This is a genomic window from Synechococcus sp. BMK-MC-1 (assembly GCF_014279955.1).
In the GTDB taxonomy this organism is placed as follows: domain Bacteria; phylum Cyanobacteriota; class Cyanobacteriia; order PCC-6307; family Cyanobiaceae; genus Synechococcus_C.
In genome coordinates, this window is the sequence record NZ_CP047939.1 from 1,763,520 (window position 1) to 1,789,025 (window position 25,506).

General features: G+C 62.6%; 28 protein-coding genes. 11 read left to right on the top strand and 17 right to left on the bottom strand.

Going from position 1 to position 25,506, the window contains the following annotated elements; all coding sequences use genetic code 11:
• Nucleotide 1: 1 nt before the first annotated feature.
• Both SynBMKMC1_RS09855 and SynBMKMC1_RS09860 read right to left on the bottom strand, forming a co-directional pair.
• Nucleotides 2-1,534, bottom strand: coding sequence for a carboxypeptidase M32 (locus SynBMKMC1_RS09855; RefSeq protein WP_186471601.1), 1,533 nt, complete (start codon nucleotides 1,532-1,534; stop codon nucleotides 2-4).
• A gap of 7 nt (nucleotides 1,535-1,541) precedes the next feature.
• The gene (locus SynBMKMC1_RS09860) at nucleotides 1,542-1,784 is read right to left on the bottom strand and encodes a hypothetical protein (RefSeq protein ID WP_186471602.1); all 243 of its coding nucleotides are present in this window, start codon (nucleotides 1,782-1,784) and stop codon (nucleotides 1,542-1,544) included.
• A gap of 72 nt (nucleotides 1,785-1,856) precedes the next feature.
• Between SynBMKMC1_RS09860 and SynBMKMC1_RS09865 the strand changes: the two genes are divergently transcribed.
• The 5 genes from SynBMKMC1_RS09865 to SynBMKMC1_RS09885 all read left to right on the top strand — a co-directional run bounded on the left by SynBMKMC1_RS09865 (nucleotide 1,857) and on the right by SynBMKMC1_RS09885 (nucleotide 6,213).
• Nucleotides 1,857-2,138, top strand: coding sequence for a 4a-hydroxytetrahydrobiopterin dehydratase (locus SynBMKMC1_RS09865; RefSeq protein WP_186471603.1), 282 nt, complete (start codon nucleotides 1,857-1,859; stop codon nucleotides 2,136-2,138).
• 37 nt (nucleotides 2,139-2,175) lie between these two features.
• Nucleotides 2,176-3,237, top strand: a complete 1,062-nt coding sequence (locus SynBMKMC1_RS09870) for a GTP-binding protein (protein ID WP_186471604.1) — start codon at nucleotides 2,176-2,178, stop codon at nucleotides 3,235-3,237.
• Between the two features lie 52 nt (nucleotides 3,238-3,289).
• Nucleotides 3,290-3,436, top strand: a complete 147-nt coding sequence (locus tag SynBMKMC1_RS09875; protein ID WP_011933705.1) for a hypothetical protein — start codon at nucleotides 3,290-3,292, stop codon at nucleotides 3,434-3,436.
• Between the two features lie 133 nt (nucleotides 3,437-3,569).
• Nucleotides 3,570-4,613 carry an extracellular solute-binding protein gene (locus SynBMKMC1_RS09880; protein WP_186471605.1) on the top strand — a complete coding sequence of 348 codons (1,044 nt, stop codon included), beginning with the start codon at nucleotides 3,570-3,572 and terminating at the stop codon, nucleotides 4,611-4,613.
• 7 nt (nucleotides 4,614-4,620) lie between these two features.
• Nucleotides 4,621-6,213, top strand: coding sequence for an ABC transporter permease (locus SynBMKMC1_RS09885; protein WP_370593914.1), 1,593 nt, complete (start codon nucleotides 4,621-4,623; stop codon nucleotides 6,211-6,213).
• Here the strand turns inward: SynBMKMC1_RS09885 and SynBMKMC1_RS09890 are convergent.
• From SynBMKMC1_RS09890 to SynBMKMC1_RS09920, 7 genes are read right to left on the bottom strand one after another with little or no spacing between them, the layout of a single operon-like run.
• Nucleotides 6,192-8,372, bottom strand: a complete 2,181-nt coding sequence (locus SynBMKMC1_RS09890; RefSeq protein WP_186471606.1) for a PhoX family phosphatase — start codon at nucleotides 8,370-8,372, stop codon at nucleotides 6,192-6,194. The genes SynBMKMC1_RS09885 and SynBMKMC1_RS09890 overlap by 22 nt on opposite strands.
• Nucleotides 8,373-8,374: 2 nt before the next feature.
• On the bottom strand, nucleotides 8,375-9,388 hold the full coding sequence (locus SynBMKMC1_RS09895; protein WP_186471607.1) for an esterase-like activity of phytase family protein: 1,014 nt from the start codon (nucleotides 9,386-9,388) through the stop codon (nucleotides 8,375-8,377).
• Between the two features lies 1 nt (nucleotide 9,389).
• Nucleotides 9,390-10,784 (bottom strand): MFS transporter, encoded by a 1,395-nt coding sequence (locus SynBMKMC1_RS09900; protein WP_186471608.1) that lies wholly within the window; start codon nucleotides 10,782-10,784, stop codon nucleotides 9,390-9,392.
• Between the two features lie 59 nt (nucleotides 10,785-10,843).
• A complete protein-coding gene (locus tag SynBMKMC1_RS09905) occupies nucleotides 10,844-11,809 on the bottom strand; it encodes a lysylphosphatidylglycerol synthase domain-containing protein (protein ID WP_186471609.1) in 966 nt (321 codons plus the stop codon).
• A complete protein-coding gene (gene larC, locus SynBMKMC1_RS09910; protein ID WP_186471610.1) occupies nucleotides 11,803-13,023 on the bottom strand; it encodes a nickel pincer cofactor biosynthesis protein LarC in 1,221 nt (406 codons plus the stop codon). Before larC ends, SynBMKMC1_RS09905 begins: the two co-directional genes overlap by 7 nt.
• Nucleotides 13,020-13,658 carry a hypothetical protein gene (locus SynBMKMC1_RS09915; RefSeq protein WP_186471611.1) on the bottom strand — a complete coding sequence of 213 codons (639 nt, stop codon included), beginning with the start codon at nucleotides 13,656-13,658 and terminating at the stop codon, nucleotides 13,020-13,022. Before SynBMKMC1_RS09915 ends, larC begins: the two co-directional genes overlap by 4 nt.
• On the bottom strand, nucleotides 13,658-14,305 hold the full coding sequence (locus SynBMKMC1_RS09920; RefSeq protein WP_186471612.1) for a hypothetical protein: 648 nt from the start codon (nucleotides 14,303-14,305) through the stop codon (nucleotides 13,658-13,660). The genes SynBMKMC1_RS09915 and SynBMKMC1_RS09920 overlap by 1 nt, the downstream gene beginning before the upstream one ends.
• A gap of 86 nt (nucleotides 14,306-14,391) precedes the next feature.
• Between SynBMKMC1_RS09920 and SynBMKMC1_RS09925 the strand changes: the two genes are divergently transcribed.
• Entirely contained in the window at nucleotides 14,392-15,123 is a 732-nt protein-coding gene (locus SynBMKMC1_RS09925; protein WP_186471613.1) for a tetratricopeptide repeat protein, read from the top strand.
• Here SynBMKMC1_RS09925 and SynBMKMC1_RS09930 read toward each other — a convergent pair.
• Nucleotides 15,095-15,394, bottom strand: coding sequence for a hypothetical protein (locus tag SynBMKMC1_RS09930; protein ID WP_011933716.1), 300 nt, complete (start codon nucleotides 15,392-15,394; stop codon nucleotides 15,095-15,097). The two genes, SynBMKMC1_RS09925 and SynBMKMC1_RS09930, sit on opposite strands and share 29 nt — an antisense overlap.
• A 60-nt stretch (nucleotides 15,395-15,454) precedes the next feature.
• Between SynBMKMC1_RS09930 and xth the strand changes: the two genes are divergently transcribed.
• Nucleotides 15,455-16,285, top strand: a complete 831-nt coding sequence (xth, locus tag SynBMKMC1_RS09935) for an exodeoxyribonuclease III (protein ID WP_186471614.1) — start codon at nucleotides 15,455-15,457, stop codon at nucleotides 16,283-16,285.
• Here the strand turns inward: xth and SynBMKMC1_RS09940 are convergent.
• Nucleotides 16,282-17,754 carry an FAD-linked oxidase C-terminal domain-containing protein gene (locus SynBMKMC1_RS09940; protein ID WP_186471615.1) on the bottom strand — a complete coding sequence of 491 codons (1,473 nt, stop codon included), beginning with the start codon at nucleotides 17,752-17,754 and terminating at the stop codon, nucleotides 16,282-16,284. The genes xth and SynBMKMC1_RS09940 overlap by 4 nt on opposite strands.
• Nucleotides 17,755-17,889: 135 nt before the next feature.
• Here SynBMKMC1_RS09940 and hemL point away from each other — a divergent pair, with 135 nt between their 5' ends.
• Both hemL and SynBMKMC1_RS09950 read left to right on the top strand, forming a co-directional pair.
• Nucleotides 17,890-19,191 carry a glutamate-1-semialdehyde 2,1-aminomutase gene (gene hemL / locus SynBMKMC1_RS09945; RefSeq protein ID WP_186471616.1) on the top strand — a complete coding sequence of 434 codons (1,302 nt, stop codon included), beginning with the start codon at nucleotides 17,890-17,892 and terminating at the stop codon, nucleotides 19,189-19,191.
• Between the two features lie 143 nt (nucleotides 19,192-19,334).
• A complete protein-coding gene (locus SynBMKMC1_RS09950) occupies nucleotides 19,335-20,444 on the top strand; it encodes a carbohydrate porin (protein ID WP_255486161.1) in 1,110 nt (369 codons plus the stop codon).
• Between the two features lies 1 nt (nucleotide 20,445).
• Here the strand turns inward: SynBMKMC1_RS09950 and SynBMKMC1_RS09955 are convergent, their stop codons facing one another.
• Complete coding sequence (locus tag SynBMKMC1_RS09955) at nucleotides 20,446-20,940, bottom strand: YajQ family cyclic di-GMP-binding protein (protein ID WP_011933721.1); 495 nt, start codon at nucleotides 20,938-20,940, stop codon at nucleotides 20,446-20,448.
• Between the two features lie 25 nt (nucleotides 20,941-20,965).
• Nucleotides 20,966-21,565, bottom strand: a complete 600-nt coding sequence (locus SynBMKMC1_RS09960) for a CHRD domain-containing protein (RefSeq protein WP_186471617.1) — start codon at nucleotides 21,563-21,565, stop codon at nucleotides 20,966-20,968.
• Nucleotides 21,566-21,587: 22 nt separating this feature from the next.
• Here SynBMKMC1_RS09960 and SynBMKMC1_RS09965 point away from each other — a divergent pair, with 22 nt between their 5' ends.
• Nucleotides 21,588-22,034, top strand: coding sequence for an MAPEG family protein (locus SynBMKMC1_RS09965; protein WP_186471618.1), 447 nt, complete (start codon nucleotides 21,588-21,590; stop codon nucleotides 22,032-22,034).
• On the opposite strand, the gene SynBMKMC1_RS09970 is transcribed toward SynBMKMC1_RS09965, so the two are convergent.
• Nucleotides 22,031-22,945: an SPFH domain-containing protein gene (locus SynBMKMC1_RS09970; RefSeq protein WP_186471619.1), complete on the bottom strand. Its 915-nt coding sequence runs from the start codon at nucleotides 22,943-22,945 to the stop codon at nucleotides 22,031-22,033. The two genes, SynBMKMC1_RS09965 and SynBMKMC1_RS09970, sit on opposite strands and share 4 nt — an antisense overlap.
• Nucleotides 22,946-23,002: 57 nt before the next feature.
• On the opposite strand from SynBMKMC1_RS09970, the gene SynBMKMC1_RS09975 reads away from it, so the two are divergent.
• Nucleotides 23,003-23,446 (top strand): NfeD family protein, encoded by a 444-nt coding sequence (locus tag SynBMKMC1_RS09975; protein WP_186471620.1) that lies wholly within the window; start codon nucleotides 23,003-23,005, stop codon nucleotides 23,444-23,446.
• Nucleotides 23,447-23,449: 3 nt separating this feature from the next.
• On the opposite strand, the gene SynBMKMC1_RS09980 is transcribed toward SynBMKMC1_RS09975, so the two are convergent.
• The 3 genes from SynBMKMC1_RS09980 to ebsA are packed head-to-tail and all read right to left on the bottom strand — an operon-like array spanning nucleotide 23,450 to nucleotide 25,494.
• Nucleotides 23,450-23,962: a hypothetical protein gene (locus tag SynBMKMC1_RS09980; protein WP_011933726.1), complete on the bottom strand. Its 513-nt coding sequence runs from the start codon at nucleotides 23,960-23,962 to the stop codon at nucleotides 23,450-23,452.
• A 36-nt stretch (nucleotides 23,963-23,998) separates the two neighbouring features.
• The gene (locus SynBMKMC1_RS09985; protein WP_186471621.1) at nucleotides 23,999-25,087 is read right to left on the bottom strand and encodes a phosphotransacetylase family protein; all 1,089 of its coding nucleotides are present in this window, start codon (nucleotides 25,085-25,087) and stop codon (nucleotides 23,999-24,001) included.
• Nucleotides 25,088-25,113: 26 nt separating this feature from the next.
• A complete protein-coding gene (gene ebsA, locus SynBMKMC1_RS09990; RefSeq protein WP_186471622.1) occupies nucleotides 25,114-25,494 on the bottom strand; it encodes a type IV pilus biogenesis protein EbsA in 381 nt (126 codons plus the stop codon).
• Between the last annotated feature and the right edge of the window lie 12 nt (nucleotides 25,495-25,506).

Sequence of the window (25,506 nt, forward strand, 5' to 3'; positions counted from 1 at the left end):
ATCAAGACAACGCCAGCAGACGCTCGATCTTGGATTCCAGATAGCGCAGGAACGGTTCACTCGAGAGAGGGCGTCCCGTGACGCTGGCCACCAGCTGCTCGGCGTTGAGCGCCCGGCCGATTGGATGCACCGCCTCCCGCAGCCAGCTGAGCACAGGCTGGAGATCATCCCGGCGCACATGCTCTTCCGGTGCCCCGACCGCCATCTCCATGGCTTCACTGATCTGGGCACTGATCAGATGGCCCAGCAGATACGACGGGAAATAGCCGAACAAGCCCTCGCTCCAGTGCACATCCTGCAGGCAGCCTTCAGCATCGTCCGCTGGTGTCACCCCCAGCAGTTCGCCGTAACGGCGGTTCCACTCGCTCGGAAGCGCTTCCACCTCCAGCCCCTGCTCAAGCAAGGCCAGTTCCAGATCCGTGCGGATCAGGATGTGCAGGCCGTAGCTGAGCTCATCCGCTTCCACCCGGTTGCAGCCGGGTGCCATCGGATTCATGGCGCGCCAGAGATCGATGGCGTTGGCGATCGGCGCTCCCGCAGCGGCGAAACGCGGCCACCAGTGCTCGGCAAACGGCTGGCTGCGGGCCACCCGGTTTTCCCAGAACAACGACTGGCTTTCATGCACCGCCATCGACGTGGCCTGGCCAAGGGGCCAGGCAAACCATTGATGGCTGGAGGGGGGCAGGCCCTGCTCATACAGGGAATGCCCCCACTCATGGGCGGTGGCCAGAAAGCAGGAGAGGGGCTGTCCGGCAACCACCCGGGTTGTGATCCGGAAGTCCCGTGGCCCCAGGGTGATCGAAAAGGGATGGGGCGAAGCCGCCACGCAGGTGATTGATTCGTCCCGTCCCCAACACTTGAGCAACTGATCACAGAGATCCTGCTGGGTTGCAGCCTCCAGATCCCAGCTCAACGCGGTGGGCCGCGGCCCGCCCTGCAGCTGGCCGAGCAGTTCAGGCAGGCGCTGGCGCAACGGTGCGAACAGCTCCTGCAGCCTGGCGAGGGTGAGGTCGGGCTCAAAGGGCTGGGCCAGGGTTTCCCAGCAGGAGCGAGGTTCCGCCAGCTGGCGCGCCTGCTCCTGGCGAAGAGCCACCATGCGCTTTAGGGAAGGAGCGAACTGGTCGAACGCTGAGGCAGCCTTGGCCTGCTGCCAGCACTCGTAACCCTCCGACTTGGCCACGGCGATCGCCGACACCAGATCGGGATCGAGGGCCTGCTGCCTGTGCAACTCCTGCTCCAACAGATCCAGATTCCTGGCCTGGGCAAGCCGCTCCGCCTCAGAGGTCTGTTCAGACGACGCTTGCCAGGCCTGCCGCGCCTCCCCAATCAAGGCCTCGTAACGCTCACAGCTTTGGCGCGCGTGCAATTGACGCGCCAGAAGAGCCAGTTGTTCACCGCGCCAGGCCGCACCGCCGCTGGGCATCCGTGTGTTCTGGTCCCAGTAGAGCGTGCTCTGGATCGAGCCAATCAGCTGCGTTTCCCGGAGGTAATCACCCAGCGAGGTCCAGGCCGAGGAAGGAACGTCGCGCGTCATTCAGCCATCAGTCCCGGCGGCAATAGCCACCACCCACATCCATCCAGCCTGCCGGACAGTCCTCCCCCATCGCCGGCCTGAGGGTGTAAGTCATCAACCCCAAGGCACTGCACTTGCCATTACCCATATCGATGTATCCCATCGGGCACTCACTGGTGATGCGCTTCACGACCCTCTGAGCCTGCCCGCGGGGCGCTGCCACCACCAAGGCCGCTGGAATCAGCAGTGCGATCAACAACCTCTGCACCATGTTGTTCACCCGAGGTTCCAACGCACTCCTTCCCAGCCACGCTAGGGGTGACATCAGGATCAGATCGAGTTCATGGCCTCCCTACTGCCGCAGAGCGAACGCGCGACGCTCAGCAACACCCTGCCTCACTGGCAGGTTGAGGCTGGGCGTTTGAAGCGGAACTGGCAATTCAAGGATTTCAGCGAAGCGTTCGCCTTCATGACGCGGGTGGCCCTGCTGGCCGAGGCGATGCAGCACCACCCCAACTGGAGCAACGTCTACAACCGGGTGTCGATCGAACTCACCACCCACGACCTGGGCGGGCTGAGTGATCTGGATGTTCAGCTGGCCCGATCCATCGACGCCCTTTGCTGACAGCTGCCACGATGGTGGTAAGCGCAGAGATCCCTGAATGACAGGCACAGCTCAGCCGGCCAGCACCGTGCCAGTGACCATTCTCACTGGGTTTCTCGGAGCTGGAAAAACCACGTTGCTCAATCACATCCTCACCAACCAGGACGGCCTCAAGACAGCCGTTCTGGTGAATGAATTCGGAGAGATCGGGATCGACAACGATCTGGTGGTGAGCACCGGCGACGACATCGTCGAGCTCAGCAACGGCTGCATCTGCTGCTCGATCAATGGTGAGCTGCTCGAAACGGTTGATCGCATCCTCGAGCAATCCAAAGACCTGGATTACCTGGTGGTGGAAACCACCGGGCTGGCCGATCCTCTCCCCGTGGCCATGACATTCCTTGGCAGCGAACTGCGGGATCAAACGCGCCTTGACTCGATCATCACGCTGATTGATGCGGAGAACTTCGGCGAGGAAACGCTCGCCAGCCAAGTGGGGCGCTCCCAGGTGATCTATGGAGACATCCTTCTCCTCAATAAAACCGACCTGGTGGATGAAGCGCGCCTCGCGTCCATTGAGAGCACTCTTAAAGAGGTGAAAACCGACGCGCGGATTCTGCGCTCGCAAAAGGGGGAGGTTCCCCTACCGCTGCTCCTGAGCGTGGGCCTGTTCGAATCGGATCGCGTCGTGAGCGCTGCCGAGGGTCACGACCACGGGCACAGCCACACTCACGACCATGCGCACGACCATGAGCACGGGCACAGCCATGATCATGGCCACAGTCACGAGCATGAATCCGCTGATCACCTCGCGATCGAAGGCTTCACCTCCCTGTCCTTCCGCAGTGATGGGCCCTTTGGCTTGCGCAAGTTCCAGAATTTTCTGGACAATCAGCTTCCTGAAAGCGTGTTCCGGGCCAAGGGAATTCTCTGGTTCAACGAAAGTGAGCGCCGGCACGTCTTCCACCTGGCCGGCAAGCGCTTTTCCATCGACGACAGCGACTGGACTGGCGAGCGCAAAAACCAGCTGGTTTTAATTGGTCGTGATCTCGACCACGACACCCTGCGTCAGCAACTCCAGGCCTGCGTGGCAAAGGATGCCGGTCAAGGATTCGCGTGATTTCACCAAATGGAGCCAATGTGATTAGGCTGACAATCAACATGGAGAAGGAATGGTGGAACTTCTTGCAGCGGGCAGCCTGCTGATCGCTCTTGGGCTGGCCTTCTGGCTTCTCCTTGATTCCGACGATGACAACGGCGGCGGCGGCTTGATGGAGCCCACCCTTGTGCCCATCCCTGTACGCCGCAGCGACCGCTGATCACCCGTCACAAACTTGAGCGAACCCCGCCACCAGCGGGGTTTTTTTATGGCTTGGCGCGAGCCCAGAGCCCAACAACCAAAGACCGCGCACTTATTGCGTATGATTCTCAAATTCATTTAGTCATAACGCGATGCGCGAGTTTCCCCAGCGCTTGAAACGCGGCCGAACCGCTGGCCTGCCCCTGCTCCTGACAGCGACAACCCTTCTGGCCTCCTGCAGCCAACAGGGCCAGCAATCTGAAATCGGCGTGTATTCCGGCCGTCACTACAACACCGATCAACGGCTTTACGACCGCTTCACCGCCGAAACAGGCATCAAGGTGAAGCTGCTGGAGGCCAAGGATGACGCCCTGATTCAGCGGCTCCGCACCGAAGGCGACAACTCACCTGCCGACGTGCTGATCCTTGCTGATGCCGCACGCCTGGATCAGGCCGCCGATCTTGATCTGTTTCAACCCGTGCGTTCCGAGGAACTGGATGCGGCAGTGCCCGCGGCGTTGCGCGATCCCAAGCAACGCTGGTTTGGACTCACCCGCAGGCTGCGCACCCCCATGATCAACACCGCCTCGGTGCAACCCGAGGAGGTGGATCGCTACCAGAAACTGGCTGATCCTGGGTTGAAAGGTCGCCTCTGCCTGCGCAACCGCCGCAGCGTTTACAACCAATCGCTGGTGGCCTTCATGCTCGATCGCGATGGAGAAGAGGCCACCTCACAGTGGATCCGCGGCATGGTGGCCAATCTCTCCCAACCGGTGTTCAGCAGTGACACCCCGATGATTCGGGCCGTGGCCCAGAACAAGTGCGGTGTCGCGCTCGCCAACAGTTACTACCTCGGACGTCTCCAGGCTGGCGATAAAGGGGAAGCAGACCGCAAGCTCAGCGAAGCGGTGACCGTGGTTTGGCCTGAGCCGGTTCACGTGAACATCACCGGTGGCGGTGTGACCCGCTCCAGTCGCAACCCCAAAGCCGCCACCCGCTTCCTGGCCTTCCTGGTCGCCAGCGAAAACCAGGGGGGCTACGCCGCGGCCAACCACGAGTACCCCATCAAGGGCATGGGAGACGATCCAGTGCTCAAGGCCTGGGGACCCTTCCGCCAGGCTGATGTGTCGGCCGCCCGCCTCGGTGAACTCAATGGCAAAGCTGTGGAACTGATGAGTGCCAACGGTTGGCAATGATCAAGGAGTGAAGAGCGTCAGTCCCTCCATTCCCTGTCCCCTGCCCCAGGGCATCCGCCCTCGGGGCAGCCGGTGGGTGCCGGGCCGGCGCTTGCTGGTGGCTGGTGCCCTGCTGATTGCAGTGCTGGCGCTGCTTCCGGTGCTCGGGCTGATTGGCGAGGGCCTGCAGGGGCTCAGAAACGGCAACGCCAGCCTCGGCTCCGACGGCGTCAGCCAGTTGCGCGGCACCCTTGTGCTTCTCCTTGGCACTGGCATCGCCGGAGGTCTGCTTGGCACCGTGAATGGTTGGCTCCTGGCCAACTGCCGCTTCCCGGGTCGGCGCTGGCTGAAGATTGCCCAGTTGCTGCCCCTGGCCAGTCCTTCCTATTTACTGGCCGCCACGCTGGTGGATCTGGGCAGCCTGCATGGCCTGCGCATCCATGGCTTGAGCTGGGGGGTGGCCGTGATGGCCCTCAGCACCTACCCCTATGTGTTCTTGCTGAGCACCGAAAGTTTCACCATCTGCGGGCGTCGGCAACTCGAGGCCTGCCGCTGCCTCGGTGTCGGGCCCTGGAACAGCTTCCGCCGCATTGCCTTGCCCATGGCCCTGCCAGCCATCGGCGCCGGCATTGCCCTGATGGGGATGGAAGTGGTGAACGATTACGGGGCCGTTCAGCTGTTGGGGATTCCCAGTCTTTCGGCCGGAATCCTGCAGGCCTGGCAAATGGACGGCAATCCCGCAGGTGCTGTGGGGCTGGCACTGATCACCCTCAGCATCGTGATGCTGCTGGTGTTCGGAGAACGGCGCTTGCGCCGGCGTAGCCGCCGTTGGGCGGAAGGAGTGGCCGGCGGCGAATCGCCCGCCTGGCAGCTGGAGGGGCTCCGGGCCCTGCTGGCCCAGGTGCTCGGGGGAATCCCGCCACTGCTGAGCGTGGGGATCCCTCTGCTCTGGGCCAGCCACAACCTGGGGCAACTGGCCGCGGGCTGGAAGCCGGAACTGCTGTTGCTCACGGCGCGCAGCCTCTCCCTGGGTCTCGCCGCCGCGGTGCTCACGGGCCTGGCGGCCCTGCTGCTCGCCATTGCCAAACGCTGGAGTCGCTCCCGCTGGCTCGGAAGCGTGACCTTTCTTGCCGGTATGGGCTATGCCATTCCCGGAGCCGTGTTGGCCCTGGCCCTGCTGCTGCTGGGCGGCCCCTGGCAACTCTCGCCGATCCTGCTGCTGCTCTGGGGGTACAGCGATCGCTTTCTGGCTGTGGGCAAAGGGGGATTGGACGCCGCCCTGGAACGGCTCTCGCCCAACTTGGATGAAGCGGCCACCGGCCTGGGTCTGCGCTGGCCCGCCGTGCTCCGCCGCGTGCATCTGCCCCTGCTGCGCGGGCCGCTGCTCGTGGGAAGCCTTCTGGTTTTCGTCGACACCGTGAAGGAACTCCCCCTCACCCTGGCGGTGCGTCCGTTCGACTTCGACACCCTCTCCATCCGGGTGTTTCAGTACGCCAGTGACGAGCGCCTCGCCGCCGCCCTCTGGCCGGCCCTGATGATCCTCACCTTGGGCCTGCTGGCGTCAACAGCGTTGATTCCCAAGCTCAGTCGGGAAACAGATCAGCCCTCCAGCAGCGGCTGACCGTTGCGTCGCTGCACCGCCACCACCCCAGGGCGGGGCGGTCGCCCGGGTGCCTGGGCGGGCCAGTTCGAGCCCATCGCAACCGTGCGCAACTGTTCGATCACCCCTCCATCGCGATCTCGCAGGGTGTGCACCTGCATTTCCTGATCCCTGGGCCCGCGCGCGCCGTGCACCTCACCAGGGTGCTGAATGGCGAGGAACAGGGCCCGCTCCTGGTCATCCAGGCTCAGTCCGCAAAGCTCGCATTCCATCGGCCCGGTCGCGAAGCAGGCGGCCTGTTCGGCCTCGCTGTCGCCGCTTCGAGGCACAAACCAGCAGCTGTTGTTGCCGAACTGATCGCTCGCTGACGATTTAGCCGAGCGATCGGTCACGATCCAGAGATTGCCTTGGCCATCCAGGGCCAGGTTGTCGGGATTGGTGAAGCCCAAACCACCAGCCCAGGGTTCACCACCCGTGGCCGCCATGCGCCAACGGAAGGCACCACCACTGGCCTCGCCGCTGCGGGCCGCATCGTCCGACAGGCGCATCACCCAGCCATGGCCCCAGATCGCTTCCCCGTTGGGCCCGCGGAAGATCGCGGGATCGGGGCCACCGGTGGTGCTGGGATAGCCCGAGGTGAAGGCCACCAGCAGGTCACCCGTCAAGGGATCGATCTCCGTGTCTTCCGGGCGAGCGGTGGGCGTTCCCCCGGCCGCTCGGGCCGCCAGGTGGGCATCCACCAGGATCGCTCCCTGCAGGAGTTCTCCCTCCCCCGCGTAGAGACTGCCCAGGGTGGGGAAGCGCTTCGCGTAGGCCTGCACCGCGGCATCCTCGCGAAAGAACTCCGCACCGGCACGCCGGCGATCGGAATGGGGAAGCTCCACCGGGCAACTCAGGCCCGCCTGGGTGAAGCGGCTGGGCAGGAACGGCTGCACTGGTGCATCCGCACGCAGGGGCAGCCATTCACCGGTGCCATCCGCATGGAAGCGGGCCACCTGCAGCTCACCGTTCTCGAGCAACCGCGAATTGCCTGGATCGCGCGGGGTTGCAACGGGATCAGCGCTCACAAAACGGTAGAGATGGCCGCCCCGACGATCACAACCGGAATACACCCGCAGCGGAGCACCGGCTTCGGCGCGAAGCGCCACAGCCTCGTGGCGAAAACGCCCCAGCGCCGTGTGTTTGCGCACGGGGGTGTCCGGGGCTGCAGGGTCGATCTCCACCATCCAGCCGTACTTGTTACCCGCCAGGCCATACACATTGCCCAGTCCCCCCAGCCGGGTCTGCCGGCAAACGAAGGGGCGCTCCGAGGGCGACACCGCACTGCCATCGGCGTACACCGGCTCCGGCACCTGGGATTGAAAGTTCTCCTCCGCACTGAGCACCGTGCCCCAGGGCGTGGTGCCACCGGCACAGTTGGCAAAGGTGCCAATCACCTGATCGCCGAGACCGTCGTCGTAGCCCATCCGCTCAGCGCGGCGGAACACCGCGGCCGCCGGCCCGGTGCTTTGCAGACGCTGGGAGGGATCAGCCAAGCCAGCCAGACCATCCACCCGCCGCTCCACGGGATCACTGCGGCGCACCCACTGGCCGTCGCCCTTGCGGCTGATCGCGATCACCCCCAGCCCGAGATCGGCCATGGCTTCATCACTCACGGAGCGAATCAGAGCCAACAAGCGTTGATTGCCCTGCAGGGCGGTGCAATCGATCACCCCATCGCGGGAGGCCAGAGCGGCAACCAGTTGTGTCCAGGGCAGAGGCCGGCCGACCACCTCCCGGAAGCCCTCGGTCCAGGGCAGGGCACTGATGTATTCGAAATTCACCGTGAGCAAAGCCTCGTCCGGCCCGCGGGACACAAAGCCGAGGTAATCATTGTTGAAGCCGAAGCGCCCCTGGGGCATGGGATCCCCCCAGGCGGCGATCAGATCGGCGCGATACCCCTCGGGAACCACCAAGCGGTCCTCCACCGCGATGCGCCGGTACACCTGCTGCTGCTGCGCAGCCGTTAGGCCGTCACTGTCCACCGGCAGGGGGGTTGGCACGGGCTTGAAGGGCCATGCCTGAGGAGCGGGCAGCGCCGAATCGGCGGCCGCAGCGGTCTGCCCCCGGGGCCGGGCTCCCACCACACCGGCAGCGCCCAGACCCAGCAACGCAAGAACGGAACGGCGACGCAGAGCCATGATCAAAACTGAAAGCGACCGGACGGGCAGCCTGAGCCGCGACGCGGCACCAGCAGCGACACCCAGCTTCGCTGAAGCGGATTGAAATTGTCGTCACTCACCAGCACAAGCACGACCCGGTCATCCGCGAGCCGGGGCCCCCAGGCCATTCCCTCCCAGTTATCCGCGGGCAACCCGGCCTTCAGCAGATCCCAGCCGTAGGCGGGAGCCAAGGGCGGCGCTGCCTTCAGAGGCGACGCGGGCAGGGGCAGCACCTGCAGCTGGGCAGTCCAACGCTGGGGCGGCGTGTAACTGCGCAACAGGGCCAGCAGGGCCGGAGGAGCGTCCAACGCCAGCAGCTCCGTGAGCCCCAGGGAACGGGATGCCGCGGCCCCAGCCGGACCGAGCGCGATCCGCCCCAGGGGGCGCGGCGGCTCACCGCTGACCTGAACCGCCAGGGGCACCAGGTCTTGCGCATCGACAGCGCTGTCCTGCAGCAGGGGAGCTTCTGCGGCCAGAACCAGATCACCGGCCGGTGTGCGCGTGAGCGATTCAGGCCCTTTGTTGGCCTTCAATCCCTGCCCAGGCCGCTCCTGCCAGGCTGCGGGAAGCGAGCGCTCCTCCAGGAGACGACCGTTGCGCAAGGAATGACGCTGCAGCCTCGCGCGCCGCTCCGGGGTGCGGCGGCCTTCACTGACAATCCAGGCCCCGTCTCCGGCGAGCACCAATCCCTCACCATCAAACCCCTCAGGCAACAGCGCACCCTCGCCGTCCCTGAGCAGCAAGCGGGGGCCAGCGCGCAGAGCCCCTCGCCCTCTCACCTGGGCACGCAAACCGCTGAACGGCACCAGATGTCCTCGCGGGGCATCACTGAGAAGCCAGAGCCGATCTTCATTCTGGTCATAGGCCGCCGCTGAGAAGCCCCCCATCGGCAGTCCATCAGAGCCCGTGCGCGGCAGAGGAATCGTGCGCAGCAGCTCCCAACCAGCGGCGAGCGGGCAGGGCAACACCTGAGCGGCCATCGGCGGTGTGTCCATCTCAGAGGCTCTCCATATCCAGGCCCTTGGGTTCGATGCGGTACAGCCAGGTGATCACTGCACCCAGCAGGGACGTGATCACCAGCACAGCCAACACCTTCTCCGTTCCCCAGATCTGGATCAGTGTGGGAAAGAAGAACGCCGTCAGCACCGCTCCCACCTTGCCCGACGCCGCAGCAAAGCCGGCGCCAAGCCCGCGGATCTTGGTGGGGAACACCTCACCGGCCAGCAGATAGGTGGTGGCATTCGGGCCGAGATTGGTCATGAACTGGAACAGCAGGAATCCAGCCACGGTGAGAGTGAGGTTGGTGTGGCCAGCCGCACAACCAATAAAACCGGTGATCTGAAGCGGAATACGCCCCCAGCGGTCAGCGAGAACGATGGCGGCGGCGATCCCCACGAGGAAGCCCACATCGATCAAGGCCGTGCCCTTGGCCCCGATCCTGTCGTTCTGGATCAGATCACCCACGGTGGTTGGCTGGTTCATTTCCCCGAAGGCCCTGGCAATGATCACGGGCGTAAAAATGCCGATCCCATAGGTGGAAAGGTCTTGGAGGAACCAGGGAATGGACGTGAGGATCGTGGCGCGAAGGTATTTGCCGCGGAACAGCTTCACCCAATCGCGACTGCGCTGCTGCGGGGCGACCTCCTGAAGACGGTCCACGCTGACGAGGCTGAGGTTCTGACGGTTCAGCAACTTGCGCAACTGTTTCTCCGCTTTCTCCGGCAACCCACGACTGACAAGCCAGTGGCTGCTTTCCGGCAAAAAGAACCGTCCCCACACCACCGCCGCCACCGGAACGATCGGAACAAGGAAGAACAGTCTCCAGTCGTTCACGCTGGGCATCGCGCTGAGGATGATCGCCGCGATCGCCGTGCCCAATACCGCGCCGATGGCCTGAAAACTGAAGGCACCGAGCACCAGCCGCCCGCGGATGGCAGAGGGGATGCTCTCTGAAATCACAAGATGCGCTGTTGGGTAGTCGGCGCCCAACGCCAGGCCGATCACAAACAGGCTGAAGATCAGGATCTCTTTGGACGGTGCCGTCGCGGCTGCGATCAAGGCCACGAGCAGCAGCACCATCTCCCCGATGAACACGGGCTTGCGCCCGAGGCGATCCGCCAGTCCGCCCAGCAACAGTGCGCCGAAGAGGATGCCGGCCAAGGTGGCGGCGGTCACAAAGCCTTTGTCGAGATCACTGAGGCCGAAGTCCCTGGAGATCAGGGGCAAACCCACCCCCTGCATGAACACGATCATGCCCTCGAAAAACTTCCCTGCCGTGGCCAGAGACCAGACCAGCCATTGCATCCCAGGCAGAGGAGGACTAGCCAGTGGCGATCCGTCCTCCCAGCGGGGAATGTCCTCGATGTGCGCTTGAACAGAATGTTTCGACATGCCCAACCCCCCACGTCCCCACCTTGCGAAGGACACCACAGATCGGCACTAGGAACCGATTAAGACTTGGTCACCAGCCAACGCTTGCTCAGAGCCCTGTCCGCCCACACACCAGCGGCAGCGAGCACATCCGCCAGGGTGGCCACCAGGCGATAACTCAAGGCCACCGCCAGCAGCGGCGCCTCAGGAACCGACTGCCCGAGCCTGAGCAGAAGCACGGCCTCGAAAACGCCCAGGCCTCCCGGGGCCGCCGGCACCACCAGCCCGGCCGTCCAGGCCAGGGCGAAGGCCGCCAACCACTCGGTGATCGGCAGCACTTGATGGAGGCCGAAAACCTGCAAACAAGCCCAAAATCCGGAAAAGCGGCAGGCCACGAACAGCAGCTCCGCCAGCAGGGGGCTCCAGGGGTAGCCATCACGGCCGCTTCCGTACTGCTCAGGTTCTGCCAAAGGAGCTGACGCCTCGTCCTGCACCCGATTGAGTTGGCGCAGCCGCTGGCGCTCAAGGCGGCGCAACAGCGGCTCTCGCCAGCGCGGCAGGAGAAGCAAGGCAGGCAGAGGGGCCAGGAGCGCAAGCCCCCCCTGGAACCCTCCGAAGGGAACCCAGAGCAGGGCGGCGACAGCCATCAGCATGGGTTCGAGCAACACGGAAACCAGAGCCGGGCCCGTCCCGATGGAAGGGCCCAGTGCCCGCACGCGCTTCACGAAATGCCAGATCCCACCGGGGAGGTACTTGAGAAGATTGCTGCTGAGATAGAGGGGCACCAGGGGGGTCGCACCGGTGCCATGTCCCAGCCAGAGCACCAGAACTCTCCAACTGAGGGCATTCACCACGAGGCTGAGCCAGCTGAGCCCGAGGGCCAGCATCAGCCACCACCAGCCCAGGGCTGAAATCGTGAGGCTGCGCAGCCCTGCGACATGCCCATGCAACGCCCACGCCACGAACGAAAGCGTCAGCAGGGTCACCCACAGCTTCAAACCGCCAGGCAAGGAGACAAGCCCTGGCAAGCGTTGCAGTTTCAGCATCGCCAATCCTCACAAGGCTGAAAGCCATCGGCATCCAGCCGCAGCTGACTGAGCAGACGGGATGGTGATAAACCACTTTGATCGGCCAGCTGCTGCAGAGCATCGCGTTCCGGCTTGATCTCGAGCTGGCCATCCGGACGCCGGGTCTGTTTGGCCGCCAGGTCTCCCCAGGACGTCACCAGGGTTCCCCGTCGCCGGGGAAGCACCCATCGCCCCTGCTGCCGTTCCCTCAGCCCGAGCGTGGGACTCTCCCGCCACCAGATCTGCCGCAGCGCCTCGGCATGCTCCGCACGCACCAACGCGGTCACGGCCGTGCCAGCCCGGCCTTTCTTCATCTGGATGGGTGCACAGGCCACGTCCAGCGCCCCACCACTGCGGAGCTGGGCCACCAACCAGGCAATGGCTTCCGCTGAGGCATCGTCAATCCATGCTTCCTGCACCACCAGCGCCTGCCACTGGGGTTGATCCAACGCAGGCTGCGCAGCGGACTGCAGCTGAATCAGACGCAACAGGTTGGGACGATCCAGTTGGCGATGCCCCAGTCCGACCCCTGTCGCGAACGGCTCAAGCACCGATGGCCAGCCAAACCCATCAGCCTGCAAGGCCATGAGTGCCAACCCTGTGGGTGTGGTGAGCTCGGCCTCCGGCCACTCCACACCGCAGCGCAAGGTCACCCCATGCCGCCGGGCTAACTCCAGCACCGCTGGAACAGGAACAGGCAACACGCCGTGGGCCGTGGCCACGGTGCCACGACCGGCAGGAGGGGGCGTGCAAAGCAGGGAACTGACCTGCAAATGCTCCAGGGCAGCGCACACTCCCACCACATCCACAAGGCTGTCGATGGCGCCCACTTCGTGAAAATGAATCGCTTCAGGGTTGGTGCCATGCACCGCAGCTTCAGCATCCGCGAGGGCTTCGAACACCGCAAGAACCCGCTGGCGCAGCGGCGCAGCCAGGGAGGAGCCGTTGATGCGCTCCCGCAGCTCGCACCAATGGCGATGGGGCGGTTGCGCTTCCGTTCCCTTCACAACGAGCCGCACACCACGCAGCCCGCCGCTGGACGCCTCCTCAACCTTGAGGCTGTAGGCATGGCCGAATCCAAGCTGCCGCAACGGCTCGTGAATCACCGCCTCAGGAACACCGAGATCCAGGAAAGCCGCCAGCAGCATGTCTCCGGCAAGACCGGTGGGACAGTCCACAAACAAGGAGGTCATGCTGGCTCCGGTTCCAGGCCCTCCAGCAGCCGATCGGCCACAGCCTCAAGATCATCGCGTTGGCGGCGCAGAAATTGCTCCACCTCTCGCCGCGCCCGACGTTGCTCCCGCTGAGCTGTCTCCACGTCTTGCCCGGACAGCCCCCAGATCCGCCCGAGCAAAGCCCGGTCGTCCTCGCCGCCTCGCGCGGTCCCCTCGAACAACTCCTCGGCCACCATGCCGGCCTGCAGCACCCGACTCCAGCGGCGCAGCTCCTCGAGAGGCAAACGTGCCTGGTCTGGAAGCGTGAACTCGGTGGCCCCGTTGCAGCGCAAACCGGCCTCCAGACATGCCCGCGTTCCAACCAAGACACGCTTCACACCCATCTGCTCCTCGCGGGCCACAAGCCAGTGACCTGCCTCATGGCGTGCCACGCGGCGCAAGCGAGCCTTCCCCCCTGGCAGCGCTTCGGCCACCAGGTGACCGCCCATCCCTTCCAGCTGGGACGCATCCACCGTGAGCCCCAGCAACCCACCGCCGATCAGAAGGGCAATCCATGCCGGGGACAAGCCAACGAGCGGCCCGAACACAGCCAAGGCTGTGCAGCCAGCAACGGCCAAACCCGCTGCGGTGGCCGAGACAGGCGACGATTCCATCAGCTGCTGACCGATCGCGTGCTGGAGGTTCCGCGACGGGCTGCCCCCCCTCGCCCCTTCCCTCCGCGGGTGGGCATCGGCGCAATCACTTCTGAGGATTCAATCTGAAGCAGCTGGCCCTGCCGGCGCACGTCGAGGCTGACGAAATGGCGCAGATGCTCCAACCCAAGCTCGCCCTTGAGCTGAAGCTTGAAAGGAAGAGGGCGGAAGCCATCGGCTCGGGGTTGCTGACGCACCTTCACCACCACATCCGCTGTTTCGCTCTTGGTGTAGATGAGTTCCCCGCGGATGGAAAAGTAGTCATCACCCTCGGGCAATGTGTCCTCGGCGGGGACACTGCCTGCAGAATCCTCTGAACGCGACAGTGTGCTGGGTTCCCAGATCCCAGCGATCTGAAGATGCAGATGCTCCTCGTCTCGGCAGCGGGGATACACCACCCACAGGTGGGGCTGGCTCATGTCCAGATGACGGCGCATCAAGGTGAGCATCCGCCCGAGCACCACACACTCCAGGGCCTGGCCATCCGCATCAATGAGCTGTCCACGCGTGGACTTCTCGTCGGAATCCGCACGGAACTCACCGCGCACCACACCGATGGCCCTGTACTGAAGCGGCTCAGTCACCGCGGGAATGGGATGGTCGCGCATCGATCCTCAGGGCATTCACTCGCCCGCGACGACTCTAGCCAGCGCCGTGGATTCCCCTCAGACTGTGGCCCTGATTGCGCATTTCCGTGCCAGGGCTCCGCAGCCAACGCATCCGCACTCCCCTTCTGCTGGTGGTTGGGGTCGGCTTGAGTTTGCTGAGCGGATGGGTTGTGGCGCACCACGGAATCACGCCGCACCAGAGCCATCGCAAAACTCAGCACAGAACAGCGCCAAGCAGCGCAAGCCTTGCGCTGATCCGCGCACAGGTGGCCGCGCATCCCCGCGACTTGCGCTGGTCGCTTCTCCTAGCGAGAACTCAACTCAGCCAAGGCGATCGAAACGCTGCAGAGCTCACGGTGCAACGCCTGCGCGCACTGCATCCCAACCATCCGGATGTGATCGCCCTGAGCTGCCTTCTGGCCCTGAACTCCAAACAGGTCCCAGCGGCGGTGGCTGAGGTGAACCAGGTGTTCCAGCAATCCACGCCCAGGCAGCGGCTGAGCATGGGCCTCCTGCTGGCGGATCTGCAGCGTCAGGCTGGAGACCCAAGTGCCGCACGCTCCACCTACGCGCTGTTGATCAGCGAAAACCCCGACCGCGCTGAACCGTTGCTGGCCTTAGCTCTTTTGAAGCGCGATCAAGGAGAGGGCGACCAGGCCTTAACCCTCCTTCGCCAGGCTGAAAATCTCAAAGGTGAGAACGGTCTGGATCAGCGCAAGTTGGCGTCCACCCGGCTGAGCTGGGCCCTGGAAGCAGCACGCAACAGGTCAAGCGCTGGCGGTTCGACGATCACGGAGCAGGCTGCTCAAGAGCCTTGAGGGCCGCATCGATCGCATCCACTGGATCGGTGGCGTCATTGAGGGATGTGGCCTGACGGAGGCGCTGCATCAACTGCATGGGATTGGTGGCGTCCAGCACCGTTCCCTCGTTGTTGGTCCCTGAGGTTGTGTCCAGGATGCCCCGGTCGTTATCCGTCTTGAAACCAGCCCCAGTCTCGGAAAGAGACGTCTGCGCGGCCGCCGGCAAGGGAGCGAGCAACAGAGCGGAACCTGCCACCGCCAGGACTGCGCCATTCAGAAGGGAGGGCATGGGTCGACTCCGGTCCAGGGCTGTAATGCTAAGGGTCGTTGGCCATCAACAACAGGGTCTGTGCGGATCGCCAGCTGGAACGTCAATTCGGTGCGGACCCGTCTGGAGCATGTTCTCGGCTGGTTGGATCGGAACACCATCGATGTGCTCGCCCTTCAGGAAACCAAGGTTGACGATCCTCTGTTTCCGCTGAAGCCCTTCCAGGAGAGGGGATATCACCTCAGCATCCACGGGCAGAAGTCCTACAACGGCGTTGCCTTGATCAGCCGCCAGCCCCTCGAGGATGTGCGCCTTGGCTTTACGGGCGAATTGCCCGGCGACGCGGATGCCGAAGCACTCGGCACGCAAAAGCGCGTGATCAGCGCCCTGGTGGACGGCATCCGCGTCGTGAATCTCTACGTGCCGAATGGTTCCAGCCTGGATTCGGAGAAGTTCAGCTACAAACTGAACTGGATGGGCTGCCTTGAGCGCTATCTGCGCGCTGCGGAAACCAGGGATGAACCACTCTGTGTGGTGGGTGACTTCAACATCGGACCGGAGGCAAGAGATCTCCACGACCCCGAACGCCTCACCGGAGGGATCATGGCCTCGGAGGCGGAACGGAAGGCTTTGGTTCAGGTGCTCGGCTCCAATCTGGGCGATGCCTTCCGCCTCTTCGAACCGGGCAGCGGACATTGGAGCTGGTGGGACTACCGCAGCGGAGCCTGGAACCGCGACAGCGGCTGGCGGATCGATCACATCTACCTCAGCAGCGATCTTCAGGAGCTTGCGCGCAGCTGCAGCATCGACAAAGAGGAGCGGGGCAGGGAGCAACCCAGCGACCATGCGCCGGTGGTGGTGGATCTGGCTTGGGACTTCGACGAGGACGACGAGGACCCTGAAAACGATTAAAAAACGCCGGCCCCGTCGGGTAACCGGCGACCGGAGCGTTCCAGGGCGACAACGCGCCGCTGCGATTCGCCACAGCTTTTCGGCGTGGGAAAGATCTTGCCGGGGTTGGCCAAGCCGTCGGGGTCAAACGCCAAACGCACCCGTTTCATCGTGGAGAGATCGTCTTCGCTGAACATGCGATCGAGGAAGCAGCGCTTGTCGCTGCCCACGCCGTGTTCTCCGCTGATGCTTCCGCCTGCGGCAAGGCAGAGCTCCATGATCGCGGCACCAAGGGTCTTCACCTTCTCGTTCACACCAGGGTCTGAAGCCCGGTACAGGATCAGGGGGTGAAGGTTGCCATCACCGGCATGAAACACGTTGGCCACCACCAGACCGTGCTCAACGCTGAGGCGGTCGATCGCCGCCAGAACGGACGGGAGGGCTGTTCGAGGAACAACGCCATCCTGCAGGTAGTAACTGGGGCACTGGCGCCCGAGAGCTGAAATCGCGCTTTTACGGCCCTTCCAGAGCCTGGCCCGTTCAGCCTCATCCCAAGCCTCGCGCACCTCCCCTGCTCCTGCTTCGCGGCAAAGAGTGATGGCCAGGGCCACAGCATCCTTCACCTCGAGGGACTGGCCATCCAGCTCAACGAGAAGAACAGCTCCGGCTTCCGGGGGATATTCCTCCTCCGCGAAGGCGGCATTGACCGCTGCGATGCAGGTGTGGTCCATGATCTCCAAACCAGCGGGCAGCACTCCGGCGGCCGTGATGCGCCGTACGGCCTCACCGGCGGGCTCCATGGAAGGGAAGTCGGCCAGAAGCACAGCCACCTCCTGGGGCGCTGGCAACAAGCGCAGGGTGATCTCCGTGGCGATTCCCAGCGTGCCTTCGCTGCCGATGAACGCCCCGCGCAAGTCGATGGCACAGGTCTCTGAAAGCGCTCCACCGAGCTCCGTGACCTGACCATCAGGCAACACCACCCGCATCGACAGAACGTGATTGCTCGTGACTCCGTATTTGAGGCAGTGCACGCCGCCGGAATTCTCGGCAACGTTCCCACCGATGCTGCAAACCACCTGACTGGAGGGATCGGGCGCGTAATAGAAACCATCACCGGCCACAGCACGGGTCACCCAGCTATTGATCACACCGGGTTCCACGGTGATCGTTTGGTTGCTGAGGTCGACAGCGAGAATCCTGCGCATCCGGCTGGTCACAATCAGGAGCGCCTCCTCTTCCACCAGAGCGCCTCCAGACAGCCCGGTTCCACTGCCCCTGGCCACAAAGGGGATGCCATGGCGATGACAGGCCGCAACGATGGCCGCCACCTCGTCTGTGCTTTTCGGGAGCACCGCCAGGGGAGGCGCGTGGCGATCCATGGTGAGCCCGTCGCAGTCGTAAACGAGCAGTTCTTCCCGGCGGGAGACCACAGCTTTGGGCTCCAAAAACCGCTTCAGATCTCGCTCAAGCGCGGCCCAGTCGTGAATCACTCCCGGTTTGCAAGACGCCAACAACCTAATAAGCAAACATGTCAAATCCAGGCTTCTGACACAGTTCCAGCGATTTGGGCCGTTCCTGGGTCAGGATGTTGCACGGTTTGCATCGGCCCATTGGCTACCGCCCCCGTGACTGCACCCACCCTCAACACCACCCGCTCCCAGGAGTTGTTCAGTGCCGCGCAGGCGCTGATGCCCGGTGGCGTGAGCTCTCCGGTGAGGGCATTCCGCTCGGTGGGAGGCCAACCCCTCGTTTTCGAGCGGGTCAAAGGTCCCTACGCATGGGACGTGGATGGGAACAAATACATCGATTACATCGGCAGTTGGGGGCCTGCGATCTGCGGCCATGCCCACCCCGAGGTGATCAGCGCTCTCCAGGAAGCGATTGAGAAAGGCACGAGCTTCGGCGCTCCCTGTGCCCTGGAAAACACCCTGGCGGAGATGGTGATCGACGCTGTCCCCAGCGTGGAGATGGTGCGTTTCGTGAACAGCGGCACCGAGGCCTGCATGGCCGTGCTGCGCCTGATGCGGGCCTTTACCGGCCGCGACAAGGTGATCAAATTCGAGGGCTGCTATCACGGCCACGCCGACATGTTCCTCGTGAAGGCTGGATCTGGAGTGGCCACCCTTGGTCTCCCCGACTCTCCCGGGGTTCCTCGGAGCACCACAGCCAACACCCTCACCGCCCCCTACAACGACCTGGAGGCGGTCAAGCAACTCTTCGCTGAAAATCCAGCCGCCATTTCGGGCGTGATCCTTGAGCCCATCGTGGGCAACGCCGGATTCATCCAACCGGAGCCAGGCTTTCTCGAAGGTCTGAGGGAGCTCACGAAGGAGCATGGAGCGCTGCTGGTCTTCGACGAGGTGATGACCGGTTTCCGGATCAGTTACGGAGGAGCCCAGGCGCACTTTGGCGTCACTCCCGACCTCACCACCATGGGCAAGGTGATCGGTGGCGGACTGCCGGTGGGTGCCTACGGCGGACGCCGCGACATCATGGAGATGGTGGCCCCTGCTGGCCCGATGTATCAGGCGGGCACCCTCAGCGGCAACCCCCTGGCGATGACTGCTGGTATCAAGACGCTGGAACTACTCCGTCAGCCAGGCACGTACGAAAAGCTGACGGCCACCACTGAGAAACTGATCGCGGGGATCAAGGACGCTGCGTCAGCCGCCGGCCTGCCGATCACCGGTGGCAGTGTCAGCGCCATGTTCGGTTTCTTCCTTTGTGAAGGTCCGGTTCGCAATTTCGAAGAAGCAAAAGCCACCGACGCCGAGCGCTTCGGGAAACTGCATCGAGCGATGTTGCAGCGGGGTGTCTATCTGGCCCCTTCAGCGTTCGAAGCAGGGTTCACCTCCCTGGCGCATTCCGATGGCGATATCGAAGCCACGCTTCAGGCGTTCCGCGAATCCTTCGCTGACATCGCCTGAATCCGGTGAGGTCTGCGATCAAGGGCATCAGCACTTCCATTGTGTTGGGGGTGCTCGGTGCACCTGTTGAAGCGGGCCTCCTGCAACCGTTACTTAGGCTCCCAGATTGGGTTGACTTCAGCATTCAGTTCACCTCTGAACCGATGGGAGGCATCCAAGGGGGCCTCAATCCATCGGCGAGCAGCTGGTTTCAGAACACGGTGGTGGGACTGAGCCTGGGCAGCGGCCTCAACAAGCCAGAAAAAAACTGGAAGGAGCTCGATCACTGGCAGGTGAATCTTGAACTCACCCATCAGGCAGGAAACCCCAACCTCAACAAGGAGCTCGGCTCAGCATTCCCGCTGCAAACCTTGGTGAACCCGGTCGGAACCTGGATCACGGCCGCCAGTGTGGAGCGCAATCGCGGCGAAAGCTGGTGGAGCGCATCGGCAGGTTTGCTGTCGATGGATCCAGACTTTCTGGTCACACCGGCGATGAATTCCTATATCAACTCAACCCTCAACAACACCCTCAACCTGCTGGTGGTGGGTCTACCGATCAATCCCTTCGTCACCCCTGGGGTGAAAGTGGCGGCCCACTCAGAAACGATGGGCTCCCTGGCCTATGGATATTTCCATCTCGATCCGGAAACATCGATCGCTGCCAGCCTGGGCGTGAACCCTGAGCAGCCGCAGGTGCAAGGAGGCGTCCAGGCGCTGCAGTGGAGCATCAATCCACTGAGGTCACGCCAGGATCTTCTTGAACCGATTCGCCTCAACAACAGTCACGTCACCGTGGAGCGCATGCTGCCTTCACCGGAGGCGCAACTCGGAAGCTATCTCGCTTCCACCAAGCTTCCATCGGCGCAGACGCCAGGGATGGGGTCAGGCCTGAATCGTGGGATTTACGGCTCACTCACCTGGCCCTTGCACGTTCCTCTGGGAATGGACAACCGAATCTGGGCTGCGGGAAGCCTCAGCCTCGATCCCGACAACAACCCGTTTCCAACCTTTCTGGGAGGGGGTTGGCAGTCTCAAGGGGTTCTGCCCAACCGTCCACTCGATGTTCTCGCTCTTGGGGTCAGCCGCACGAGTTTCAGCCCGACCCTGTCCCCAGGCGCGACCTACGAAGGCGTGATTGAACTCAATTATTCAATCCATGTGTCTGAAACAGTGCAATTGCAACCGGTCATGCAGTGGATCATCAATCCCGGCGGTGAAGGCCAGGTTCAAGGCATTTGGGCCGGAGGCGTTCAGTTGAATCTGAATCTCTAAGTCAGCGATAGTTCTCAAACTGAAGAGGCACATCCAGCTCATCCTCCTTCGAACGCAATAACTGAATCACCTGCTGAAGATCATCCTTACTCTTGCCGGTCACCCGGAGGCTCTCGCCCTGGATCGCAACGGTGACCTTTTTCAGTTCATCACGCACGATCTTGCTCATTTTCTTCGCCAGCTCCTGACTAAGACCTTTTTTCAACTGCACCACCTGCTTCACGCGGTTACCTCCTACAGCCTCAGGCGTTTGAAAATCAAAAATTTTCAACGACAGATTGCGCTTGGTTGCCTTCGCGCGAAGAACATCTTCAACAGCCTGCAACGTCATATCACTGGCCGTTGTAATCACGACCGCTGCCTCCTCCAGCTCAATCTCAGTATTGGAATCTTTCAGGTCGTAACGCTGGCCAACATCCCGTCGCACCTGGTCGAGAGTGTTGACCAACTCTTGACGATCAAAATCAGAGACGACGTCGAAGGAATACGTTGCCATCGTTCAGATCTTCACTTCGACCACCCTAGCGCTGGGGCACCAACGTTCCTCTGATTTCTCCATTGGGATATTTCTTGGAGTGGATATTGATATAGGTCTGGGATCCCAACAAAGCCTTGAGATCCTTGGACTCGATCTGCACGGATCCTGTGAGGCGACCAGCGCGAACCCCTTCAGGCAGGGGACCGCGGCTGAGTTTGAGGGTGGGTTGAAACTGATCTGTTGTGTTGAGCTTGTAAAGCACGCCCACATTGGCGCCAGGCTTGCCTTGGGGTGTGGGGCCATGGATGTGAATCCCCCCATGCACAGCGGGGAGAAACAGACCGCCACTGGAAAGATCCTGAAACGCGAAATCGAAGTGCAGCGTGCGGGTCTTGGCGTCGTAATAAAGACTTTTGGGATCAATCAGCCCACCGGTTGCCGATGAATCCTTTTTGTCTGCAAAGCCCTTGCCGGACTCTCCATTGCCTGGCAACAAGCCATTGCCTTGCTCTCCGGTGAGACGAAAGACAGTGACGTCAGCGACGGCAGGCATCGCTGTGGCGACAACGCCCAAGGCGACAACGCCTGGAAGGAGCAGGGCACGGCGCATGACGATTCCAGCGATTCCTATCGTCATAGCCATCGCGCTGTTCATTGTGAACTTGATGGATCTACTGACCCAAACACCCGCCGCCCCCTATGCCTGGTCGCTGGTGCTGTCGGGCGGCGTGGTGATCGCCAGCATCGTGCCCCTCGGCGCGGCTCGCTCCCAAGCCAATTTCACCATGAGTGACATGAAGGCACCCCGCGCGATGTTCGAGCGCCTTCCCGCGTGGGGACAGCGGGCCAGCTGGGCGCATCAGAACAGCTTCGAAGCCTTCACCCTGCACGCCCCCGCCGCACTACTGGCCCTGATTGCTGTGCTGCAAATGGGCCCCCTGGGCGGTCTTGCGCTGCCAGCGGCCCTGCTTCAACCCGTGCTCAGGCTGGTGTATCTGCCGGCTTACATCGCCAACGTGCCGCCTCTGAGAGGTCTCTGCTGGGCCGGGGCCCTGTCGTGCACCGGAATTCTGTATCTGGAGGGCCTGCGGGCCCTGATCGCAGCGGCTTAACGATCTCCCTGTTGAAATTGCTTCAAGGCCGCCAGCAACGATGCTGGGGACTGGGGATCGACCATCAACACGCTGCCAGCGGGAGAATCAGCCATCCGCTGACCCATCTCCATCCAGTTCTCAGCAAGCATCAAACGGATCGCTTCCTCTGTTTGCGGACTCTCTGAAAGGGCTTTGGCTACAACCAGAGCGGCCTGGGATTTCGCTTCCGCCAGCACGCTCTGCTGCTTGGCCTGGGCTTCTGCTTCAAGCAAGAGAGCCTCCTTCTGGGCTCGCGCATCGAGCACAAGGGCCTCAGCCCGTCCCCGCGCTTCGTTGAGCTGCGCTTCCTTTTCTCCCTCCGATCGCAGAATCGCTGCCCGTTTTTCCCGTTCTGCCGTCATCTGTGCCTCCATCGCCTGCTTCACCCCAGGGGAGGGATTGATGTCGCGCATCTCCACCCGGGTTACTTTCACGCCCCATGGATCGGTGGCCTCATCCAGTTCTCTGAGAAGTAATTCATTCACCTCACTGCGCGTGGTGAAGGTCTGATCGAGATCGAGTTTGCCCATTTCCGCACGGATCTGGGTCAGCACAAGATTCACCATGGCCGCCTGGAGATTGTCAACGGCGTAATAGGCCTGGGAGTGTTCCAGAAGCTGCCAATACACCACAGCGTCCACCTCGATGGAGACGTTGTCTCGCGTGATGCAGAGCTGGGGAGGAATGTCGAGCACCCGTTCCTTCAGGGATTCGTGACTCACAACTTTCTCCACTACAGGAAGCACAATCGACAGCCCGGGCTGGAGCTCACGGTCATATTTCCCGAGGCGCTCCACCAACCTGGATCGCCCGCCGCTGGTCACCTTGACGCTGCCGGCGCCGAGGAGCGCCAACAAAACGAGAGCGGGCAAACCAACCAGAGCTTCCATGATTTTTTTGTTTTCCCAGACGTTAGAGACCAGAGTGAGAGAAGTCAGTTCTCCGCGATGCCTCCTCTTGTCGGCCCCCTGGGTTGGTTACTGCTGGCAGGGCTTCTGCTGGCGATCGAACTCTCACAACCAGGCTTTGATGGGCTGATGGTTGCCGTGCTGGGAGGGCTGAGCCTTTCGGTTCTGACAGCTCTGCTCCCGGTGCCGCTCTGGCTTCAGATCAGCCTTTTCATGGTGATCACCGTGGCGGGGACCATCTGGCTCAGCCGCTGGTCGGCGAGGCGCTCGCCATCATCCGCTCGCCGCCTGCTGAAGGAAGACACCGCGGAGGTCCTCGGCACGATCAGTCCTGGTGGGGAAGGCCGGGTGCGATGGCATGGCCAGAGCTGGGCCGCGAGTTCGCTTGACCTGGAGCACGCCATAGCGGCCGGAGATCAGGTTCTGGTCATGGGAAGGGACGGAACCCACCTTCAAGTTCTGCCGATCAAGGCGCTGCGCTGACCTTCAGTCGAAGTACAGCAAACTCACCACTTTGCCCATGTCTTCAGCATTGCGGCAACTCGCCAGCAAGGTTTCGCTGTCGTGAAAGGCCAGACAGATCAACTGATCGCAGCGGCTGATGATGTCCTGATTGCAGAGACTGCTGGCCATTGGCAAGGGAAGATCGTCATGCTCTGGCTTTTCGATGAGGTGGAGCACCTGCTCCAACTGATCCTGGATCTCAGGTCCTTGGCGGCTCAGGCTTTGGGGAAGCAGCACGGTGAGCTTCGAGGCATCAACAGCCAACACACCCCTGATCACGGCAGCATTCACGCCCTGGGCTCCGGAGGTCACCAAGGAATGTCCCTCTTGGGCCAAAGAGCGCGCAATCAATTCAATGAGGTGAATGGCCACCACAGGAACATGGCGGCTTCCAAGGATGGCGATGCGCCGCTGGCCCTTGTCCTGCAGCAAGGCCAGTTCCTGAGCAAGGGTGTCGACCTTGTCCAGTGCAGGAAGATCGAGTGATCGGCTCAATGACGACGCGCGTGCGTCTCTTGAAACTAGCAGCGATTAAGCAAGACCAACGGCCTGGATGAGCTCATTCAAACGGCAATGCTCTTCGACCAGGCGAAAGGCATAGGTGGCTTTCACCGCCTCGTGCAGGCGCACATGGCCAAACGCCTGCTCGATCACTTCCACCGTGGCCAGGGTGTCGTGATCCACCTTCAGCAACGGAACTTCCAGCTCGTCGGCTCGGTTGATCAATTGCGGGAGAGGTTCGCCGGCGCCCGTGAGGATCAGGCACTGGGTGGAGGCCTCCAGGGCAGCCAGCTGAATGTCGGTGCGGTCAGCACCAGTAACCACGGCCATATTGCGGCGACGCCTGAAGAACTCCATCGCTGAGTTCACATTCATGGCACCGATACTCAAGGTTTCCACCAGAAGATCCAACTTTTCTGGGCAGCAGATAACCCGCGCGTCCAGTCGACGCACAAGCTCACCCACCGTGACGCTGCGCAACAGGGGGGAGCGGGGCATCACCCCAAACACAGTGAGTCCCAGCCTTTGCAGGGCTGGAACCACTTCTCGCTCGAGCAATTCAACGTCATCAGGAGTGACTGCATTCAGCACAACACCACGCAAGCGCTCCCCCAGTTGCGCCTTGGCTGCAAGCAGAGCATCCACACTGCAGCTGTCCTGCCAGAGATGCACCAGCACCACGGGAGCATCCAGATCATTCGCCAGCTGCACCAAACTCAAGCCGTAAAGCAAGCCTTCGTGGAGGTTGCCGGCAGCCTCGAGGAGGGTCACCCCACCGTCGAATTCGAGAAGGTGCTTGCGCAGATGATCCAGACCATCACCCGCGGATAGGAGCCCTCCCGCCAAACGGCTTTCGGCACTGGATGGCGACAGGAGATGCAGCGATGGAATCAACTCCTGATCATCAAGACCAAGGGTCTCACCAACAAAACGCACATCGTCATCGATCAGAGGATCCGGCAGGACACCCTGTTCAGGCAACCAATCGAAACTGGTGGCCAGGGGCTTCCCGAACCGAACCCGTTGCCCCGACGAGAGCAGATGACGGGCCAGCCCTAAGACGAGGGCTGATTTGCCACTGAAGGGTTCGCAGGATCCGATCAGCAGCGTGGAGCCCATGCAGAAATTGGTGGTTGTTCTGCAATTTAGAGGGGTCTGTCGTCAACAAACCTGCTGAGCAGCAGCCATTGCCAAAACCCGTCAGGGAGATCGCGTTCTTGGCCCTGCACCGGCCCCTCCATCAACCAGCTCAGCAACTGATGCGCGGGGCATTCGAAGCGGTACTCCACGTCGGGACGGTCCGCAAACAGCAGCACACAGCGACAGGGTTCGAGCGGAGCCTGCACGCGATCCCAGCGCAGAACAAAACGATGTGCGGGGGCATCGACAAGCAGTCGTTCACCGGCATACTCCCCTGACGGCAGCATGGCCAGCGCCTCCCGGAGGGATGGCTCCAGCTCACGCCCCCCGCAGTAGGGAGCGAAGAGCGCCAACTGAGCCTCCCAGGACAGGCCGAACAACGTCATACCGTCGGTGTG

What these genes read in the sequence shown, in the direction of transcription:
- SynBMKMC1_RS09855 (WP_186471601.1), bottom strand. Translation starts at nt 1,534, where the DNA reads ATGACGCGCGACGTTCCTTCCTCGGCCTGGACCTCGCTGGGTGATTAC.
- SynBMKMC1_RS09860 (WP_186471602.1), bottom strand. Translation starts at nt 1,784, where the DNA reads ATGGTGCAGAGGTTGTTGATCGCACTGCTGATTCCAGCGGCCTTGGTG.
- SynBMKMC1_RS09865 (WP_186471603.1), top strand. Translation starts at nt 1,857, where the DNA reads ATGGCCTCCCTACTGCCGCAGAGCGAACGCGCGACGCTCAGCAACACC.
- SynBMKMC1_RS09870 (WP_186471604.1), top strand. Translation starts at nt 2,176, where the DNA reads ATGACAGGCACAGCTCAGCCGGCCAGCACCGTGCCAGTGACCATTCTC.
- SynBMKMC1_RS09875 (WP_011933705.1), top strand. Translation starts at nt 3,290, where the DNA reads ATGGTGGAACTTCTTGCAGCGGGCAGCCTGCTGATCGCTCTTGGGCTG.
- SynBMKMC1_RS09880 (WP_186471605.1), top strand. Translation starts at nt 3,570, where the DNA reads ATGCGCGAGTTTCCCCAGCGCTTGAAACGCGGCCGAACCGCTGGCCTG.
- SynBMKMC1_RS09890 (WP_186471606.1), bottom strand. Translation starts at nt 8,372, where the DNA reads ATGGCTCTGCGTCGCCGTTCCGTTCTTGCGTTGCTGGGTCTGGGCGCT.
- SynBMKMC1_RS09895 (WP_186471607.1), bottom strand. Translation starts at nt 9,388, where the DNA reads ATGGACACACCGCCGATGGCCGCTCAGGTGTTGCCCTGCCCGCTCGCC.
- SynBMKMC1_RS09900 (WP_186471608.1), bottom strand. Translation starts at nt 10,784, where the DNA reads ATGTCGAAACATTCTGTTCAAGCGCACATCGAGGACATTCCCCGCTGG.
- SynBMKMC1_RS09905 (WP_186471609.1), bottom strand. Translation starts at nt 11,809, where the DNA reads ATGCTGAAACTGCAACGCTTGCCAGGGCTTGTCTCCTTGCCTGGCGGT.
- larC (WP_186471610.1), bottom strand. Translation starts at nt 13,023, where the DNA reads ATGACCTCCTTGTTTGTGGACTGTCCCACCGGTCTTGCCGGAGACATG.
- SynBMKMC1_RS09915 (WP_186471611.1), bottom strand. Translation starts at nt 13,658, where the DNA reads ATGGAATCGTCGCCTGTCTCGGCCACCGCAGCGGGTTTGGCCGTTGCT.
- SynBMKMC1_RS09920 (WP_186471612.1), bottom strand. Translation starts at nt 14,305, where the DNA reads ATGCGCGACCATCCCATTCCCGCGGTGACTGAGCCGCTTCAGTACAGG.
- SynBMKMC1_RS09930 (WP_011933716.1), bottom strand. Translation starts at nt 15,394, where the DNA reads ATGCCCTCCCTTCTGAATGGCGCAGTCCTGGCGGTGGCAGGTTCCGCT.
- SynBMKMC1_RS09950 (WP_255486161.1), top strand. Translation starts at nt 19,335, where the DNA reads ATGGGAGGCATCCAAGGGGGCCTCAATCCATCGGCGAGCAGCTGGTTT.
- SynBMKMC1_RS09955 (WP_011933721.1), bottom strand. Translation starts at nt 20,940, where the DNA reads ATGGCAACGTATTCCTTCGACGTCGTCTCTGATTTTGATCGTCAAGAG.
- SynBMKMC1_RS09960 (WP_186471617.1), bottom strand. Translation starts at nt 21,565, where the DNA reads ATGGCTATGACGATAGGAATCGCTGGAATCGTCATGCGCCGTGCCCTG.
- SynBMKMC1_RS09965 (WP_186471618.1), top strand. Translation starts at nt 21,588, where the DNA reads ATGGATCTACTGACCCAAACACCCGCCGCCCCCTATGCCTGGTCGCTG.
- SynBMKMC1_RS09970 (WP_186471619.1), bottom strand. Translation starts at nt 22,945, where the DNA reads ATGGAAGCTCTGGTTGGTTTGCCCGCTCTCGTTTTGTTGGCGCTCCTC.
- SynBMKMC1_RS09975 (WP_186471620.1), top strand. Translation starts at nt 23,003, where the DNA reads ATGCCTCCTCTTGTCGGCCCCCTGGGTTGGTTACTGCTGGCAGGGCTT.
- SynBMKMC1_RS09985 (WP_186471621.1), bottom strand. Translation starts at nt 25,087, where the DNA reads ATGGGCTCCACGCTGCTGATCGGATCCTGCGAACCCTTCAGTGGCAAA.
- ebsA (WP_186471622.1), bottom strand. Translation starts at nt 25,494, where the DNA reads ATGACGTTGTTCGGCCTGTCCTGGGAGGCTCAGTTGGCGCTCTTCGCT.